Raw genomic sequence first — 17,096 nt, 5'->3', positions numbered from 1 at the left:
CCTTCGATGGAGTCGGCGCTACGCATGGGATCACTCCAGACTTGAAACCTATACGGTGTAGGGGTATATATCGTGCATGAAAGCGGATATCAAGACAGCATGTCAGAAGCGTCTCGGCAGGATCGAGGGGCAGGTCCGCGGCATCTCCAAAATGATGGAGGAGGGCCGCTACTGCATCGATATCGTCACCCAGATCTCCGCGGTCCGCGCGGCGTTGCGCCGGGTGGAGGAAGAGGTGCTCAAAGATCATGTCGCGCACTGCGTCGAGCATGCGATTGCGAGCGGCGACAAGACCGATCAGCGCCAGAAGATCGCCGAACTGATGGATGTGATTCAGCGGTCCGGCCGCTGATCTGAACCGTTTCTCGCGCAGCAGTGTTGCGATCGATCAAGCCTTCGCGTGCCGGTACGCGACGCGCCGGCTGGTCTTCTCAACGGCCGGTCTTCTCAACGGCCGGTCTTGGCCGTCGTTCCGAACAACGAACTCTTCACCGCGGTGAAGCTGTTCGACAGACCTGTCAGCCCGCAGGACACCGGGTTGCCTTCGCAGGCGTACGTCGCAGGCCGGGCCGCGTGGTGCTTGGTGCTGGCGTGCGGCTTGTTGCTGGCCTGTCGCCGACGCGGCGTGGCGGCGACGCGCTTGGGCTTCTCGACCGCTGGGCGTGGCTTGGTCTCCGGCGCGATCGCAACCGTCTGCTGCGCCTGTAGTGCCGCGATCTGCTGCTGCCGCTCCGCGAAGGCCGCCGCGATGATCGTCCGGCGGCGCTGGTCGAGAAATTCGGTGTATTGCTCGTCCATCTTCCGCAGTTCTTCGGCAGATGGGTTCGGCCCGGCGATGTCGAAGCTGCGGTTCTGCATGAAATCGAAATAGGTGTAGCCGCCGCCGGGTTTGCGGCGGCCTGCGAACTTGGCGTCGCATTGCGTCGCGAGAGCCGCCTTGGCGTCCTTGCTGTCGGCTGTCTTCTCACCCTTCTCGATGCAGTCTTCGTAGTCGACCGGTGCACGGTTCGGCCACCACTCGGCGCCCGCGGCCGACGGCAGCGCCGCCGCGCCGAGCGCGATCGCCAGATGTATCGTGGTGAGCTTTCGAAAACCGGTCATCCTCGTCCTGGGGCTGCAGATCACGCCTAAGTTGCGGGATTCCGCCGCCATGACGCGGTTTTGTCAAGCGAAGCGGCCTGAAACCGCCGGTCTCGGCTCGCGATCGGCTATCAAGCTGTGGAGTTTGCCGCTGAAATCGGGAAATTTGCGGTTAGCTCGGCGCCGGCTGGTCAATATTGACCTACTAACCGGCGCTCGGCGGATATCAGGCGGCGAAATGCTCGGCCGACACCGAGTCGGCGTGCTCGATGTGATCGAGCTCGGACAGCTTGGTGACGCTCTTGCCGCGGCATGACCAGGAGATCAGCGCTTCGTCGCCGCTGATTGAAAGGATGATACCAGTCACGTTGCCATGCGCGGTCACTTCGTCGCCGACCGAAAAAGTCTGGTTCGCGAGTGCTGCCTCGAGCGCGGCCCGCAGGCAAACGGCGTCGCTGCCACCGGCCGCACGGAAGGCAGCGGTGGCCTTGGCGACCATATCCTCGGTGACTTTGAGTTTGTGGGTCATGATCGATCCCTCGATTGGACTGGGCGCAGGTAGCGATAGGCGCCGGAGCTTAACGGTCTGCGATCAGGGCCAAGGTAGCCGTGATCATGAGCGATTTTCCGTTAAGACGACGCGCCGTCACACCTCATCTCCGTGATATATTACCGCTTGCGGTACTTATGCACCCGATCGTCCGACGCGATTTGACGTGCATCAAAAGCGAAACGCGCACCCGGGGGCGCGCGTTGAGTTCAGGATCGACAGCTGTGGGCGCGATCGGATCTCGGTCAGACCGCGATCGAATGCCGGACGTTCGAATTGCGCAGATAGGTGTCGAAGACCGAGGCGACCACGCGCGACAGCCGAACGCCGTCTGCCGTGAGCGTCAGCTTGCCGTGATCGCAGATCACCGCGCCGTCGCGCTGCAATTCGGCGAGCGCTTCCTGCTCCGGGGCGTACCAGTCGTCGGCATAGCCGAACGCGCGGCCCGCCGCGGCGAGGTCGATCTTGCCGTCGCACATGATGCGTTCGATCACATGCGCGCGCAGATTGTCGTCCTTGGTCAGGCCGTGGCCCCGCGCCACCGGCAGGTTGCCGGCCGCGACAGCGCGCGCCCAGGCGCCGGTCTCGACGATGTTCTGGATGTAGCCGCTCGGCGTGCGGCCGATCGAGGTGGCGCCGATGCCGATCAGAGTCTGCGCGGCGTCGGCGGTGTAGCCTTGGAAGTTGCGGTGCAGTTCGCCGGTCTTGGCCGCGACCGCCAGCGTGTCGCCCGGCAACGCGAAGTGATCGATGCCGATCCGTACATAGCCGCCTTTGACCAGGGCTTCCGCCGCGGCGTCGGCCTGCTCGGCGCGCTGCTCCGACTTCGGCAGCGAATCGTCGGGGATCATCCGCTGGTTCTTGGCGACCCACGGCACGTGGGCGTAGCCGAACAGCGCGACGCGGTCGGGCCGCATCTCGACGCATTGCTCGACGGTACGTTGCAGATCTTCCGCGGTCTGATAGGGCAGGCCATAGATCAGGTCGAAGTTGATCTTCGACACGCCGGCCGCCTTGAAGCGATCCATCGCGCGCGCCACCATGTCGGGCGGCTGGATGCGGTTGATCGCAGCCTGAACCTTGGGGTCGAACTCCTGCACACCAAAGCTGGCGCGGGTGAAGCCGAGTTCGCCGATGGTTGTTACCATCTCGTCGCTCAGCGTGCGCGGGTCGCTCTCGATCGCCAGTTCGGCGTCGGGCACGAACTCGAAGCGTTCGCGTAGCAGCGTCATGATCGCGCCGAGGTCTTCCGGAGAGATCACCGTCGGCGTGCCGCCGCCAAAATGCAGATGACGTACCGGCATGGTGCCGGGCATCGCGTCCGCCACCAGGTCGATCTCGTCGATCAGGCTTTCGACGTAGTCGGCGACCGGACCGTATTTCGAGGCCAGCTTCATGTTGCAGCCGCAGTACCAGCACATCTGCTTGCAGAACGGCACGTGCAGATACAGCGAAATCGGCTCGTCGGTGTCGAGCTGAGCTAGCCAGCCGCGATACACCGCTTCCGGGAACTCCTTGGCGAAATGCGGTGCCGTGGGGTAGCTGGTGTACCTTGGTACGGAGCTCTTGGCGTATTTGTCGAGGGCAGACGACATTGCTGGTCTCTCACATCGCCCGCGGATCAACGCGCGGAAATGGTTTCGGAAGGGCCGGCGATCGGCGCTGATCGGCGGCTGGCGTAGATGTTTGCGGCATCCGGTATCGTGGTCCAGTCCGCCACGAAGCGGCAGCAATCGTCGCCGCGCGCTCCGCAAGTGGTTTCCGTCACCCGGGTATAGGGCGATACCAGCGCCTGAAACAGCCGTTGAAATACGGAGGCGTGCCAGACACAGACCTGGTGGTCGGCGTGTTCGCCGGCGCACAGCGGGTTGTGGGCGATCTCGAACGTGACGGTTTTACCGGCCTTGGCGGAGAACTGGCCCGACCCCGCGAAGGTCCAGGCGTGGGCGGTGATCGCCTTGGTCAGCATCTTGGCGGCCAGCGAAGCGGGCATGACCTTCAGCACGGCCTGCGCCAGCTTGGGGATGCGGTTGGCCAGGATGTAGTCGCCGGTGCGCAGCCCGGCGTCGGCCAGGATCGCAGCCGCTTGGAGCGGCGGCAGCACCTTGCGCACGGCCCGGTGGATGGCGGCCACCGGGCGCTCGTCGACCATCGCGCTCGGCGGATGTGCAAGCCAGTCGCTGGCCGCCGCTTCCGAGAATATGTCGGCGGCGGCCGGTTCGAGGCCGGCCGCGTCGAGCGCGTGGATCAGTTGGATGACGGCGTTGGGTCCGATCTCGGACACCGCCGGCATCCCGCTGTCAGTGGCGTGTGACGGAACCTGCGTCATGGGTGTCCGCCATGCGGCTGGTTACGGATTTGGCGAGCGCGGCCTTGGCATCGGCTTCGCTCTCTTCCATCTGCTCGGTGCCGCCGCCACAGGCCGAGACGATCGCCATTTGCGATGCCGCCGCCTTACGCGAGCGGTCGGCATTGGCTTCCCAATCGGCCATCTGGGCGTGCGAGATCTTGCGGGTCTCGTCGAAATGGAAGTCGACCTTCTTCTTAGACTGCGGCCCCCAATAGCCGACGCGGCCGAGATCGTAGAACTTGCGTTCGAAGCCGGCCTTGAGGAACGCTTTCAGGCAGCCGAGCAGATAGCGCCGCCGGCGCCCGGTGCCCGACCAGGGATAGGAGAAGAACGCCTTGTACATGTAGAAGCGGCGATAGTTGTTCATCACCCGGTCGAGCAGCTCGCCGCGCTCCATCGCCGCCGGCTTCACGATCGGCGTGACGAAATTGTACTTGGCGAAGTCGAACACCTCGACCTTGTCGCTGAGTTCCTTGAACAGCGGCGTGAACGGCCACGGCGTGTACATTGACCAGTTGGCGAGGTCCGGCTTCCAGTCCATCGCCATGCGGTAGGTTTCTTCCAGCGTCTCCGGCGTCTCGGAATCGAGGCCGACGATGAACTGGGCTTCGACCACGATACCGGCTTCGCGCAAGAGGCGGATCGCCTTCTTGTTGTCGGAGATCTTGGTTTCCTTGTTGAACAGGTCGAGCTTGAGCTGCGCCGCGGCCTCGGTGCCGAGCGAGACGTGCATCAGGCCGGCTTCGTTGTAGAATTTGAGCAACTGTTCGTCGCGCAAAATGTCGGTGACACGGGTGTTGATGCCCCACTGCACCTTCTTGTTCAGGCCGCGCGCGATCAGCTCTTCGCAGAACTGAATGAACTTCTTGCGGTTGATGGTGGGCTCTTCGTCGGCCAGGATGAAGAAGCCGACCTGGTATTTCTCGACCAGCTCCTGGATTTCGTCGACCACCTTCTTCGGGTCGCGGACGCGGTAGTCGCGCCAGAATTTCCACTGCGAGCAGAACGAGCAGGTGAACGGGCAGCCGCGCGCCATATTGGGAATCGCGACGCGGGTGTTCATCGGGATGTATTTGTACAGCGACCAGTCGAGCACGCTCCAGTCAGGGCTGATGGCGTCGAGGTCCTTGACGGTCGGCGCCGCCGGCGTCGCGACGATCTTGCTCTCGCCGTTCATGCCTTCGGTGTAGGCGAGGCCCTTGATGCTGGCGCGGTTTTCCGGCCACTGGCCCGAGGCGATCGCGCGGGCGAGATCGACCACGATCTCTTCACCTTCGCCGCGCACGATGACGTCGACCCAGGGCGCTTCGCTCAGCACCTGCTGATACATGAAGGTAGCATGGACGCCGCCGAGCACGGTAACGATCTTCGGGTTGACCTGCTTGGCGATCTTCAGAGCCTCTTCGGCTTTGTAGATCGACGGCGTGATCGATGTGGTACCGACCATGTCGGGTTGGTAGTCGGCAATGATCTTCGCGAGCTTCTCGTCCGAGGTGTCCTCGGTCATCGCGTCGATGAATTTGAGGTCGGTGAAGCCGTTGGCTTTCAGCGCGCCCGCCAGATAAGGCGCCCAGGCCGGCGGCCAGTGGCCGGCGATTTCGGCGCCACCGGAATGATAATTCGGGTGAATGAGAAGGATGCGCACTGACATTTCTCCCGTGATTGTCAAGAAGTGATGACACACGAAGTGTCAATGATTATTGACGCAGATCAAACAAAACGGTGCTTTGGTAGTTGATCGGGTCATCAACTTTTGCAGTCGCGCGCTCTTGCGAGCGGTCAAGTTTCCGCGGTGAAGTTGCTGTCGTGTTGAAGCGCGTCGATCGCATCGACGTTCAGGCAATAGTTTTGGTAGGCCGGCACCAGCGTGCCTGCGGCGATGTCCGCGTCGCACTCCTGCTTATGGCTGCACATCGCGCAGGTGCGCCGCAGATCGTTGAGCAGCATCGGCTCCTTCTCGGCGAGCGCGCGGATGCTGATGCGAAGCGCGTCGAGCAGGCAGGGTAGTTCCTTGGCGCTGCTGCCCTTGGTGGCGAGCGCGCGCACTTCGGCGGGTGACAGCCCGAGATCCTTCACCATATTGGCCATCGCGCGTCCGAACGCTTCGAGTTCAGCCGGACTGGCGGTGATTTCTTCCCACTGTTCGACGACAGCGGCGACGGCATCGATGACGGGCGCGTTGTTGTGCTTCGGATGGCCGGATGCAGTCATGGGTGCCTCCAACGCGACTGGTTTGCTGATATACTCAGCGAGGTTCTGCATCCCATTGCGCCAGATCAAGGAGCACGGCCGGGTTGCGTTGGATCAAAGACAGCTGGTTGTGTTCGAACGGCTTCGGCCCGCATTGATCGCATCCCGACGCGGGTGAGAGCTCGGCTCTCGCGCTGCCAAAAGACAGCCGCTCGCAAAGCGGATCAGACATTGGGAGGTGGACTTGCTGCTTGCGCTTTTCGCCGACATTCACGCCAACCGGCAGGCCTTCACGGCGTGCCTGACTCAGGCGCGGGAGCAGGGCGCGGAGAAATTCGTGCTGCTTGGTGATTATGTCGGCTACGGCGCCGATCCCGACTGGGTCGTGGGCGCGGTGATCGAATTGGTCGGAGACGGCGCGCTGGCGATCCTGGGCAATCACGACAGTGCGATCGGCAATCCGAAGGTGCAGATGAACGCCGAGGCGGAAGCGGCGATCGAGTGGACGCGCGGCCAGCTCGACGTGACGCAGCGCCGGTTTCTCGCCGATCTGCCGATGAAGCAGGAGGACGGCAATCTGCTGTTCGTCCACTCCGAAGCAACGCGGCCGGAGGGCTGGATCTACGTCACCGACACCTCGATTGCGTCGCGCAGCATGCAATCGGTCGCGGCGCATGTGACGTTCTGCGGCCACGTGCACAAGCCTGCGCTGTATTCGCTGTCGGTCACCGGCAAGATGACCACCTTCGTGCCGACCAGCGACGTACCGGTGCATCTGCTGCCCGGCCGGCAATGGCTCGCCGTGCTCGGCTCGGTCGGGCAGCCGCGCGACGGCAACCCTGCAGCGGCTTACGCGCTGTACGACACCGCCAAGCACGAACTCACCTATTGCCGCGTGCCCTATGACGTCGAGGGCGCAGCGCGGCGGATCCGCGACAACGGCCTGCCGGTCTGGCTCGCCGAGCGGCTGCTCGTGGGACGCTGATCGCCATGGATGCGCCTTCGTTCGAGCCCGGCAGCAGCGTCGACGGCTACGTCATCGAGGGCGCGTTGCATCGCGGCGGCATGGCGTCGCTGTTCGCCGTCCATCGCAACGACAATCCGATGCCGATGGTGATGAAGATCCCGCGCACCGGCGAGGGCGAGGACCCGGCCGCGATCGTCAGCTTCGAGATGGAGCAGATGCTGATGCCGCGGCTTTCCGGGCCGCACGTGCCGCAGTTCGTGGCGCTGTCCGATTTCTCCAGGCACCCCTATATCGTGATGGAGCGGATTGCCGGTGAGCCGCTGCTGGCGCGGCTGCCGGATCTGCCGCTACCTTATGACGAAGCGGTCGCGATCGCCGCCAAGGTCGCCGTGGCAGTGGCCGACTTGCATCGCCAGCACGTCATCCATCACGATATCAAGCCGAGCAACATCATGTTTCGCCCGAGCGGCGAGGCGGTGATGCTCGACATGGGCCTCGCCTGCAGCGATCAACTGCCTGATCTGATGCAGGAGGAATTCCGGCTGCCGTTCGGCACCGCGCCCTACATGGCGCCGGAGCGCCTGCTTGGCGTGCGCAACGATCCGCGCAGCGACCTGTTTGCGCTCGGCGTGCTGCTCTACTTCTTCACCACCGGCACCCGCCCGTTCGGCGAAACCGAAACGATGTACGGCATGCGCCGGCGGTTGTGGCGCGATCCGGTGCCGCCGCGCAAATTGCGGCCGGACTATCCGCCGTGGCTGCAGGAAGTCGTGCTGCGCTGCCTGGAGATTCAGCCGCAGTGGCGCTACCCGACGGCGGCGCAACTGGTGTTCGATCTCACGCATCCCGGCGCAGTCAAGCTCACCACGCGGTCGGAGAAGCTGAAGCGTGATCCGCTGCGCACCGTGCTGCGCCGCCGCTTCAACAAGGAGTTGACGCGGCCGCGCCGCGAGACGCTCGCCGCGCATCTCGCCTCGGCGCCGATCGTCGCGGTGGCGATCGACATTTCCGAAGGCTCTGCGGCCCTCAACGATGAATTGCGGATCACCGCAGGCCGCATTCTCGCGACCCTGCCGTCGGCGCGGCTCGCCTGTCTCAACGTGCTGAAGCTCGGGCGGATGACGATCGACCGCACGCTCGACGAACACGGCCACAACAAACACGTGGACCGGCTGGTGGCGCTGCGGCACTGGGCCGAGCCGCTCAAGCTGTCCGAGGATCGCCTGACCGCGCATGTGCTCGAGGCGGTCGATCCGGCCTCGGCGATCCTGGAGTTCGCGCAAGCGAGCCGGGTCGATCACATCCTGATCGGCGCCCGCCGCAACTCAATGCTGCGCACCCTCGGTGGCAGCGTCTCCGCGAAGGTCGCGAGCGAGGCCAACTGCACCGTCACCATCGTCCGCGACCCCGCGCTGCGGCTGACGAGATCAGGCAAGCCGGCGGACGCGCAGGATAGCCGTAAAAGCGTGTGAGTGTAAGTAAGACCTCCCCCGTCATTGCGAGCGCAGCGAAGCAATCCATAGCGCCGAGCCCGGAGCTGGATTGCTTCGTCGCGGAGCCTGTGCCCGGACGGCGCAAAGCGCCGATCCGGGTGCTCCTCGCAATGACGGGGAGACGTCGGAGGTGAAATCGGGCGCCGGCAATCAACTCACGTCAGGCAATCAACTCACGTCAGCCGATTGGTCCGATCTTCCAAAGCGAAAGCCTCTCCCCGTCATTGCGAGCGCAGCGAAGCAATCCAGCGCCGAGCACTGCGCTGGATTGCTTCGTCGCTTCGCTCCTCGCAATGACGGGGAGACGCCGGAGGTGAAATCGGGCGCCGACAATCACCTCACGTCAGGCGATCAATTCACGTCAGGCGATTGGTCCGATCTTCCAAAGCGAAAGCCTCTCCCCGTCATTGCGAGCGCAGCGAAGCAATCCACAGCGCCGAGCACTGCGCTGGATTGCTTCGTCGCTTCGCTCCTCGCAATGACGGGGAGACGCCGGGGTTTAAATAGAGCGCCGACCCGTTGGTTCGTAATGACGCAAGCGGATGTCGAGGCCTAAAAGTGTGCCGACGATCAGCTGATCATCAGCCGATCGTCGACCGCCGCCACGCCAGGGGTCGACCAGGCCGCATTCTGGGCGGCGCGGCGTTCGTCCCAGGTCTCGACGCTGCCTTCAAGCACGACCATGTTGCCGTTCTTCACCGTGACGCGAATGCCCTTCGAGGCGATTTCGGCGTGACGTTCGAGCGCGGATTCCAGACAGGCCCTGATCTGCGTATGATCGTCGATCGGGTTGTTGATGACGATGTTGTTGGTGACGCCGACGACGCCGACGAGCTTGCGGACATCATCCTCGGCCGCGGCACGTTCGTAGTGCCAATCGACCCGGCCGCTCAGCGTCAGCCAGCCATCCTCCACCTGGACGTCGATCGAGCTGGCCGGCACCAGCACATTCCAGTCGAGAATATCGACCGCGCGCTGCGCGATGCGATCGTCCGCCGTCTTGGTGAAAGGATAGCGAACCTCGATGTGCTCCGAAATCGCGTGCACGCCCTTGACGCGGCGTGTCGCCGCGATCGCCGCAAGCTTCTCGGCATAACTGATCACGTAACCGGTGAGGATCACGACGTCGCGTTCGACAGCGACGTTGATATGTCCGCTGTTGAAGCTGGGATCGAACTCGAACTCGTCAAGGATGCTTTGACGGAGCTGGGACTCAGACATGCTTGGCCTCTGAAGTTCCGCTGCGCGAACGCGCGGCATCTTCCGTGGTTGAAGGTCAAACACATTGATCCCAATCAACGGAATGCGACGCCGTGGTTGATCTGCGTCAAACCTGTCATCATGGTTTCATCGCCGTAATCTCAACAATTCCCTCGTCGACCATCTCCGGGATGGTCCGGGCCTTGCAATGCGTTCCGTTCGCATGCGGCAATGTCACCTCCTGCTGACACTTGCCGTCGCGAACTCGGACGTAGTGGCTCGACCAGCGGAAGGTCGGCGGCGCTCCGTGCGCCGGCGCGGTGGAATGCAGAGGCGGAGAAAGCGATGTCGGACGTGTTGTCAAACGAGTTGATGCAGAAGATGGACGCCTATTGGCGGGCCGCGAACTACTTGTCGGTCGGGCAGATCTATCTGCAGGACAACCCGCTTCTGCAGGAGCCGCTGCGGCTCGAGCATCTCAAGCCGCGGCTGCTCGGCCATTGGGGCACGACACCGGGACTGAACCTGCTTTATGTGCATCTCAACCGGATGATCACCGCGCACAATCTTGATATGATCTATATCATCGGTCCCGGCCATGGCGGTCCCGGGCTGGTGGCGAATTCCTATCTCGAAGGCTCCTATACCGAGCGCTATCCGGCGATCGAGCGCAACAGCAATGGTCTACAGCGGCTGTTTCGGCAGTTCTCGTGGCCGGGCGGGGTGCCGAGCCATGTGTCTCCGGAAACTCCCGGCTCGATCCACGAGGGCGGTGAGCTCGGCTACTCGCTGGCGCATGCCTATGGGGCGGCGTTCGACAATCCGGATCTGATCGTCGCCTGCGTGGTCGGAGACGGCGAGGCCGAGACCGGCGCGCTGGCGACGAGCTGGCACTCCAACAAATTCCTCAATCCGGCGCGCGACGGCGCCGTGCTGCCGATCCTGCATCTCAACGGCTTCAAGATCGCCAACCCGACGGTGCTGGCGCGGATCAGCCGGCAGGAATTGACCGATCTGATGCGCGGCTACGGCTACGAGCCGATCGTCGTCGAGGGCGACGATCCGGCGATCGTGCATCATTCGCTCGCCGCGGCGCTGGAGAAGTCGTTGACCGATATCCGCGCGATCCATGCGGCGGCGAGGCATGAAGGCGTCACCGCGCGGCCGCGCTGGCCGATGATCATCATGCGGACGCCGAAGGGCTGGACCGGGCCGAAGCAGGTCGACGGCAAGCCGGTGGAGGGCACCTGGCGGGCGCATCAGGTGCCGATCGCCAATTTCAACACCCCCGAACACATCACGCTGCTGGAGGAGTGGCTTCGCAGCTACCGGCCCGACGAACTCTTCGATGCGAACGGCCGCTTCCGCGACGAGCTTGCGGCGCTGGCGCCGACCGGCCATCGCCGGATGGGCGCCAATCCGCACGCCAATGGCGGTGAACTGCTGCAGCCGCTGTCGATGCCGGACTTCCGCGACTACGCGGTCGCGCTATCGGCGCCGGGCTCCGTCAAGGCGGAAGCAACGCGCGTCCTCGGCAGCTTCCTGCGCGACGTGATGCGAGATAATCTCGAGACCCAGAACTTCCGGCTGTTCGGGCCCGACGAGACCGCCTCGAACCGGCTCGACGGCGTCCTCGAAGTCACCGATAAGGAATGGATGGCGGATATCGAAAGCGTCGATGTCGCGCTTGGTCCGAACGGCCGGGTGATGGAGGTGCTGAGCGAGCATCTGTGCCAGGGCTGGCTCGAGGGCTACCTGCTGACCGGACGTCACGGCCTGTTCTCGTGCTACGAGGCCTTCATCCACATCGTCGACTCGATGTTCAACCAGCACGCCAAATGGCTGAAGGCGTGCGCGTCGATCCCGTGGCGGCGGCCGATCGCCTCGCTGAACTACCTGCTGACGTCGCATGTCTGGCGGCAGGATCACAACGGCTTCTCGCATCAGGACCCCGGCTTCATCGACCACGTCCTCAACAAGAAGGCCAGCGTGGTCCGGGTCTATCTGCCGCCGGACGCCAACACGCTGCTGTCGGTGGCGGATCACTGCCTGCGCAGTCGCAACTACGTCAACGTCATCGTGGCCGGCAAGCAGCCGGAATGGCAGTGGCTCGACATGGACGATGCGGTCCGTCACTGCTCGGCCGGCGCCGGCGTGTGGGAATGGGCCAGCAATGACGACGGCGATCCAGATGTCGTGATGGCCTGCGCCGGCGACGTGCCGACGGTGGAGACGCTGGCGGCCGTCACGCTGTTGCGCCAATACGTGCCGGACATCCGCATCCGCGTCGTCAACGTGGTCGACCTGATGGTGCTGCAGCCGAGCTCCGAGCACCCGCACGGCTTCGACGACCGCCGCTTCGACGAGATGTTCACCACCGACAAGCCGGTGATCTTCGCCTATCACGGCTATCCGTGGCTGATCCACCGGCTGACCTATCGCCGGCGCAATCACTTCAACATCCATGTGCGCGGCTACAAGGAGGAGGGCAGTACCACAACACCGTTCGACATGGTGGTGCTGAACGACCTCGATCGTTACCGCCTGGCGCTGGATGCAATCCGTCGGATCCCCCGCCTCGCCAGTGAGGTCGAAGCCGCGACCGCGCGCTACTGGTCGACGATGCAGCGGCACAAGCTGTACATCGCCGAGCACGGCGACGACATGCCGGAGGTACGCGACTGGCGCTGGCAGGGCTAAGCCGCGATCGCTCGGTGGCATAGCCGGCGAACTGATTAGCCGCCGTCTACCGCAGCATGAGGCGCGGAGCCTCACTCGGGCGACGGAATGCTGAGCCTGCGCCCGCAATGCGTCAAAGGGGGCGGGCCGATGAAAGCGCGCGACGAGGCCTCGCCTCGCTGCGCATCCCGCCGGCCTCTCTGCGCGGTAACGTCCCCGGCCTGCCGGTCGTCCATTGGTCGCGCGACGTCTGCGGCCCGCGCTCCGCTCGCAACTAAAATTGCAGCCTGGCCACGCCGACTGGCGCAGCATAGCGATGCGTGCGATCAATCGCATATTCGAAAATTGAAGCATTTACCCGAAAAGCGATCGGCGACAATCTCCGGCTTAGCCGTCGGGCCTCGTTTGGACTACGCGGGTAAGGCTTCGAGCGCAAAATTAACGAGAGTGAAGGTCTGCCGCGCTACAGCGAACGTCAGTGAGTTTCGGATCAAGGCGGTCATCCGGCCGCAGCCGGACAGTCGAGAAAGGCGCTTTGAGGTTGACCAGGTCGACGTGCATCGCGGAGCCGGCCGGTTGGCTGGGCTTGGAGATCGCGCCGGCGCCCGCGTCGGACCGGCGGACCGCGCGACCGCAGGGTGGGGTCGAAGCCCAGCCGCAGAGCGCAGCCCGACGCATCCGCTTCTCCGCCATCCGCGGGGCGCGACCGTGCCTGCGAGGCTTCGCATGACCCCACTCGACAATCTGCAAAAAGCACTGAACGGTCGCTCCGGCCTGATGCTGCCGGCCGACACGTATTCTCGGCTGGAGAGCCGGCTGCTGCTGCTCGCCCGCCGGATTGGCGTGCCGTGTATCAGCGAACTTGTCCGGAAGATAAAGGATCGCCCGGAGACGCTGATCCATTGCGTGGTCGAAGCGATTATCAGCAACGAGATCCGCGCTTTCCGCGACAAGACGCCGTTCGATCATGTCAACGACGGCGTACGCCCGGAATTGATGCGTGCCGGACGGCGTCGTCTGCGAATCCGGTGGTGCCTGTCGCTCGGTGCAGCGCAGACGATGGTCGGCCTGCCCGACAGCTACAAGGTCTGCCCGACGCGTCGCGGCGTCGATCTGCCGAATGCGAGTTCGGCCGCTGCGTCCGGTCGTGCCGGTGGGGTGAAACCGATGAGTACCTTCGGCCGGTGATGGAGGGCTCGGATTGACCTCGGAGACTGTCGGTGCCGATCGTGTGGTGTTCGGCCGTGGCTACCCTGTCTGGATCATGGGCATCGACGGCACGTGGCGGCGGAGCTGTGTGCTCAAATCGGTATCGAACAACGAGGCGGAACTCGAACTCGAGGGCTCCATCGAAGGGCTCAACCTCAAGGAGTTCTTCCTGCTGCTGTCGTCGACCGGCCTGGCGTATCGGCGTTGTGAACTGATCCGCGTCAACGGCTCTGAAATCGACGTGCGTTTCCTCAACACCAGGAGCAAGCCCGGCCGGGCTGGGGGACGAGACGATCGCGATACGTGACGTTTGGCGGCAGAAAACTTGCCCATGGCGCCAGCACACCTTCGCGTATGCGATTTGGGGAATAGGCCGACAATGTTCTCGATGATTGGACCGGCCGAAGGTGGTCGCCAAATACCCGGCGATGATGCGCCACCTAATCGGTCGGCCTCCGGTCTTGAGCGGGGCGACTGCAGTGACGGCGCGGGTATTGAAGCCGTAGCCGGGCTGACAGCCGATGCCCCGCAGCAGCCAAAGTCGGTCCATCGCAACGACCGCACCAGTTATCCACCCGGAACAGCCGTGTGCGAACAGCTAAGCTTGCTCGAGTCCGCCTCCTGGTGTTATGCGAAGAAGAGTTGCTTGTTCATGAATATCTTAATCGATGAGTTGTGCGTCGCGCGATGGCGGTTCTGGATTTCGGGCCGTGAGTTCCCACTCCCTGCTTTTCACGCAAGATCGCTCCGCGCAATAACAGCGGAAGCAGATAGCACCGCTGGTGTTGTCTGTTCGTGTTCCAATTGATTTGGTTGCTCTGAGCGTGTCGTTGCTGAGTCTTATCAATACGAGGGCTGGTGTTGTCAGGCGCGTTTTTCGCAGCCGTTTGGAGGTCGACCGATGAATGAGGCATCGTCAGGAGGGGAGGTTTTTGTCGTCGATGACGATCCGGCCGTGCGCGAAACCCTCTCGATCGTTCTGTCGGCTGCCGGCTACGAGGTGATCTGTTTCGCCGACGGCGAATCACTTCTCGCGGTCGCGCGCAGCCGCAGCCCGGCCTGTATCCTGCTCGACGTGCATATCCCCGGCCGGTCCGGCCTCGATATCCTGGCGGAACTGCACGCAGAGGATTATCCCGCACCGATCTTCATGATTTCCGGCAAGGGCGACATCGCGATGGCGGTCAACGCCATCAAAAACGGTGCGCTCGATTTCATCGAGAAGCCGTTTCGCGGCAAGGAGATCGTCAGCCGCGTCGAGGAGGCGATCGAAGCGTTCCAGCGCCGCCGCGATCCCGGGAAGACCGCCAAGGCGCCGTCCTATAAATTCCCCGGCAAGGAACCGCTGACGCTGCGCGAGCGCGAGGTGCTGGAGCTGTTTGCATCCGGCAACACCAACAAGGAGGCGGGCCGTCAGCTCGGCATCAGCCCGCGCACGATCGAGTATCACCGCGCCAACATCATGAAGAAGCTCGGCGCCCGCAACGCCACCGATCTGGTCCGCATCGTGATGACGGCCTCCAGGGTCTGACGTCGCGGGCAGGCGCGCTCAGAGCGTGCCGGGGAAGGCGCCGCCGTCGAGCAGGATGTTCTGCCCGGTGATGTAGCCCGAGCGCGCGCCGCACAGGAACGCGCAGGCGAGGCCGAATTCCTCCGGGTCGCCGAACCGGCCGGCGGGGTTCTCGTTCATCCGGGTCTGCAGGATCTGCTCGACCGGTACGCCTGACGCCTTGGCCTGACCGGCGGAGACGCCGCGCAGCCGGTCGGTGTCGAACGGGCCGGGCAGCAGCGCATTGATCGTCACATTGTGCCGCACCGTCTTGCGCGACAGGCCGGCGACGAAGCCGGTGAGGCCGGTGCGTGCGCCATTGGACAGGCCGAGCACGTCGATCGGCGCCTTCACGGCAGCCGAGGTGATGTTGACGATGCGGCCGAACTTGCGCTCGATCATCTTGTCGACGGTCGCCTTGATCAGCTCGATCGGCGTCAGCATGTTGGCGTCGAGTGCCTTGATCCAGTCGTCGCGGGTCCAATCGCGGAAATTGCCGGGCGGCGGGCCGCCGGCGTTGTTGACCAGGATGTCGGGCTCGGGACAGGCCTGCAGCGCCGCGGCGCGGCCCTCCGGCGTGGTGATGTCGCCGGCGACTTCCAGGATCTCGACGTCCGGATAAGCCTTGCGCAGCGCGGCGGCGGCCTCCGCGAGCGCTTCGGCGCCGCGCGCCGTCATCGTCACATGCACGCCCTCGGCGGCGAGCGCCTCGGCGCAGGCGCGCCCCAGTCCCTTGCTCGATGCGCACACCAGCGCGCGGCGGCCTTTGATTCCCAGATCCACGTTTCACTCCCGGATGCTTGGCGATGTCGATGCGGCCGGCACTCTAGCCATCCCGGTCCGGCATGGTAAGGGGAGGGCAACGCATAACGCATCACCGGGAAACGCGGCATGGATCCACTGTTCGACGTCAGCAACGAAGTCATTCTGGTCACCGGCGCCTCGCAGGGGCTCGGGCGGCAATTCGCCCGCGTGCTCGCCGAGCGCGGCGCCGCCGTGATGCTCGCCGCGCGCCAGACCGACAAGCTGAAGGCGCTGGAACAGGAGATCAAAGATAAAGGCGGCCGCGCCGTCGCGGTGCAAATGGACGTCACCGATCTGGCGTCGATGGCGAGCGCGCTCGACCAAGCCGAAGCCGCACTCGGGCCGATCACCGTGCTGATCAACAACGCCGGCGTCGCCACCGAGAAGCTCGCGGTCGACACCAGCGAGGCCGATTGGGACAAGGTGATCGGCGCCAATCTCAAGGGGGCATATTTCCTCGCCACCGAAGTGGCGCGGCGGATGATCGCCCGGCAGCAGGGCGGCAACATCGTCAACATCGCCTCGGTGCTCGGCCAGAGCGTGCTGAAATTCGTCTCGCCCTACGCCATCTCCAAGGCCGGCATCATCCAGGCCACCAAGGCGCTGGCGCTCGAACTCGCGTCGTCGCGCATCCGCGTCAACGCGCTCGCCCCCGGCTACATCGACACCGACATCAACCGCGACCTGTGGGCCACGCCCGCTGGCGAAAAGCTGATCAAGAGCATCCCGCAACGCCGCGTCGGCCACGAAACCGACCTCGACGGCGCGATCCTGCTGCTGTCGTCGAACGCGTCGAGGTACATGACGGGCAGCGTGGTGACGGTGGATGGCGGGTTCTTGCTGGGGTAGCGAGTAGTGCCGGAGCCGCGGCGCGAGGCCGCTGCGACGCCGGCGCCGCGGCGCGCGTCACGACACAGCCTCTCGTTCGCTCGCCCCAAGCACGTCATTCCGGGGCACGCAGCGCAGCTGCGTGAACCCGGAATCCCGGAGCGTTCAGCGACCGGCCTTTTCCGCAACATCGAGAT

16 protein-coding genes are annotated in these 17,096 nt (G+C 64.2%); 8 read left to right on the top strand and 8 right to left on the bottom strand.

Going from position 1 to position 17,096, the window contains the following annotated elements; genetic code table 11:
• Nucleotides 1-76: 76 nt before the first annotated feature.
• Entirely contained in the window at nucleotides 77-352 is a 276-nt protein-coding gene (locus tag D4Q52_RS09880; RefSeq protein ID WP_119856379.1) for a metal-sensitive transcriptional regulator, read from the top strand.
• Nucleotides 353-447: 95 nt separating this feature from the next.
• Here D4Q52_RS09880 and D4Q52_RS09875 read toward each other — a convergent pair whose 3' ends face one another.
• The 6 genes from D4Q52_RS09875 to D4Q52_RS09850 form a co-directional block, all read right to left on the bottom strand.
• Nucleotides 448-1,101: a hypothetical protein gene (locus D4Q52_RS09875; protein ID WP_119856378.1), complete on the bottom strand. Its 654-nt coding sequence runs from the start codon at nucleotides 1,099-1,101 to the stop codon at nucleotides 448-450.
• Nucleotides 1,102-1,306: 205 nt separating this feature from the next.
• A complete protein-coding gene (locus D4Q52_RS09870; protein ID WP_119856377.1) occupies nucleotides 1,307-1,609 on the bottom strand; it encodes a preprotein translocase subunit YajC in 303 nt (100 codons plus the stop codon).
• Between the two features lie 266 nt (nucleotides 1,610-1,875).
• Nucleotides 1,876-3,225: an oxygen-independent coproporphyrinogen III oxidase gene (hemN, locus tag D4Q52_RS09865; RefSeq protein ID WP_119856376.1), complete on the bottom strand. Its 1,350-nt coding sequence runs from the start codon at nucleotides 3,223-3,225 to the stop codon at nucleotides 1,876-1,878.
• 26 nt (nucleotides 3,226-3,251) lie between these two features.
• Entirely contained in the window at nucleotides 3,252-3,923 is a 672-nt protein-coding gene (gene bchJ, locus D4Q52_RS09860) for a bacteriochlorophyll 4-vinyl reductase (RefSeq protein WP_234831138.1), read from the bottom strand.
• Nucleotides 3,924-3,930: 7 nt separating this feature from the next.
• Nucleotides 3,931-5,625, bottom strand: coding sequence for a magnesium-protoporphyrin IX monomethyl ester anaerobic oxidative cyclase (gene bchE, locus D4Q52_RS09855; RefSeq protein WP_119856437.1), 1,695 nt, complete (start codon nucleotides 5,623-5,625; stop codon nucleotides 3,931-3,933).
• Nucleotides 5,626-5,759: 134 nt separating this feature from the next.
• Nucleotides 5,760-6,191, bottom strand: coding sequence for a hypothetical protein (locus D4Q52_RS09850; RefSeq protein WP_119856374.1), 432 nt, complete (start codon nucleotides 6,189-6,191; stop codon nucleotides 5,760-5,762).
• Nucleotides 6,192-6,414: 223 nt separating this feature from the next.
• Here D4Q52_RS09850 and D4Q52_RS09845 point away from each other — a divergent pair, with 223 nt between their 5' ends.
• On the top strand, nucleotides 6,415-7,155 hold the full coding sequence (locus D4Q52_RS09845) for a metallophosphoesterase family protein (protein ID WP_119856436.1): 741 nt from the start codon (nucleotides 6,415-6,417) through the stop codon (nucleotides 7,153-7,155).
• A 5-nt stretch (nucleotides 7,156-7,160) separates the two neighbouring features.
• Nucleotides 7,161-8,609: a serine/threonine protein kinase gene (locus D4Q52_RS09840; protein ID WP_119856373.1), complete on the top strand. Its 1,449-nt coding sequence runs from the start codon at nucleotides 7,161-7,163 to the stop codon at nucleotides 8,607-8,609.
• Nucleotides 8,610-9,200: 591 nt separating this feature from the next.
• Here D4Q52_RS09840 and D4Q52_RS09830 read toward each other — a convergent pair.
• A complete protein-coding gene (locus D4Q52_RS09830) occupies nucleotides 9,201-9,851 on the bottom strand; it encodes a BON domain-containing protein (protein WP_119856372.1) in 651 nt (216 codons plus the stop codon).
• A 210-nt stretch (nucleotides 9,852-10,061) separates the two neighbouring features.
• Between D4Q52_RS09830 and D4Q52_RS09825 the strand changes: the two genes are divergently transcribed.
• The 4 genes from D4Q52_RS09825 to D4Q52_RS09810 all read left to right on the top strand — a co-directional run bounded on the left by D4Q52_RS09825 (nucleotide 10,062) and on the right by D4Q52_RS09810 (nucleotide 15,249).
• Nucleotides 10,062-12,530, top strand: coding sequence for a phosphoketolase family protein (locus D4Q52_RS09825; RefSeq protein ID WP_425328470.1), 2,469 nt, complete (start codon nucleotides 10,062-10,064; stop codon nucleotides 12,528-12,530).
• A gap of 705 nt (nucleotides 12,531-13,235) precedes the next feature.
• On the top strand, nucleotides 13,236-13,697 hold the full coding sequence (locus D4Q52_RS09820) for a hypothetical protein (protein ID WP_119856370.1): 462 nt from the start codon (nucleotides 13,236-13,238) through the stop codon (nucleotides 13,695-13,697).
• 13 nt (nucleotides 13,698-13,710) lie between these two features.
• Nucleotides 13,711-14,025, top strand: coding sequence for a PilZ domain-containing protein (locus D4Q52_RS09815; RefSeq protein ID WP_119856369.1), 315 nt, complete (start codon nucleotides 13,711-13,713; stop codon nucleotides 14,023-14,025).
• A gap of 594 nt (nucleotides 14,026-14,619) precedes the next feature.
• Nucleotides 14,620-15,249 (top strand): response regulator transcription factor, encoded by a 630-nt coding sequence (locus tag D4Q52_RS09810; protein WP_119856368.1) that lies wholly within the window; start codon nucleotides 14,620-14,622, stop codon nucleotides 15,247-15,249.
• A gap of 18 nt (nucleotides 15,250-15,267) precedes the next feature.
• On the opposite strand, the gene D4Q52_RS09805 is transcribed toward D4Q52_RS09810, so the two are convergent.
• A complete protein-coding gene (locus tag D4Q52_RS09805) occupies nucleotides 15,268-16,050 on the bottom strand; it encodes an SDR family oxidoreductase (protein ID WP_119856367.1) in 783 nt (260 codons plus the stop codon).
• 108 nt (nucleotides 16,051-16,158) lie between these two features.
• Here D4Q52_RS09805 and D4Q52_RS09800 point away from each other — a divergent pair, with 108 nt between their 5' ends.
• On the top strand, nucleotides 16,159-16,920 hold the full coding sequence (locus D4Q52_RS09800; protein ID WP_119856366.1) for a glucose 1-dehydrogenase: 762 nt from the start codon (nucleotides 16,159-16,161) through the stop codon (nucleotides 16,918-16,920).
• Nucleotides 16,921-17,096 lie beyond the last annotated feature (176 nt).

This window comes from Rhodopseudomonas palustris (genome assembly GCF_003591005.1).
Taxonomy (GTDB): Bacteria; Pseudomonadota; Alphaproteobacteria; order Rhizobiales; family Xanthobacteraceae; genus Rhodopseudomonas; species Rhodopseudomonas palustris_K.
This window is presented reverse-complemented; position numbering and strand designations above follow the sequence as displayed.

Coding starts and splice junctions, on each gene's coding strand:
- D4Q52_RS09880 (WP_119856379.1), top strand. CDS start 77: ATGAAAGCGGATATCAAGACAGCATGTCAGAAGCGTCTCGGCAGGATC.
- D4Q52_RS09875 (WP_119856378.1), bottom strand. CDS start 1,101: ATGACCGGTTTTCGAAAGCTCACCACGATACATCTGGCGATCGCGCTC.
- D4Q52_RS09870 (WP_119856377.1), bottom strand. CDS start 1,609: ATGACCCACAAACTCAAAGTCACCGAGGATATGGTCGCCAAGGCCACC.
- hemN (WP_119856376.1), bottom strand. CDS start 3,225: ATGTCGTCTGCCCTCGACAAATACGCCAAGAGCTCCGTACCAAGGTAC.
- bchJ (WP_234831138.1), bottom strand. CDS start 3,923: ATGCCGGCGGTGTCCGAGATCGGACCCAACGCCGTCATCCAACTGATC.
- D4Q52_RS09850 (WP_119856374.1), bottom strand. CDS start 6,191: ATGACTGCATCCGGCCATCCGAAGCACAACAACGCGCCCGTCATCGAT.
- D4Q52_RS09840 (WP_119856373.1), top strand. CDS start 7,161: ATGGATGCGCCTTCGTTCGAGCCCGGCAGCAGCGTCGACGGCTACGTC.
- D4Q52_RS09830 (WP_119856372.1), bottom strand. CDS start 9,851: ATGTCTGAGTCCCAGCTCCGTCAAAGCATCCTTGACGAGTTCGAGTTC.
- D4Q52_RS09825 (WP_425328470.1), top strand. CDS start 10,062: ATGTCACCTCCTGCTGACACTTGCCGTCGCGAACTCGGACGTAGTGGC.
- D4Q52_RS09820 (WP_119856370.1), top strand. CDS start 13,236: ATGACCCCACTCGACAATCTGCAAAAAGCACTGAACGGTCGCTCCGGC.
- D4Q52_RS09810 (WP_119856368.1), top strand. CDS start 14,620: ATGAATGAGGCATCGTCAGGAGGGGAGGTTTTTGTCGTCGATGACGAT.
- D4Q52_RS09800 (WP_119856366.1), top strand. CDS start 16,159: ATGGATCCACTGTTCGACGTCAGCAACGAAGTCATTCTGGTCACCGGC.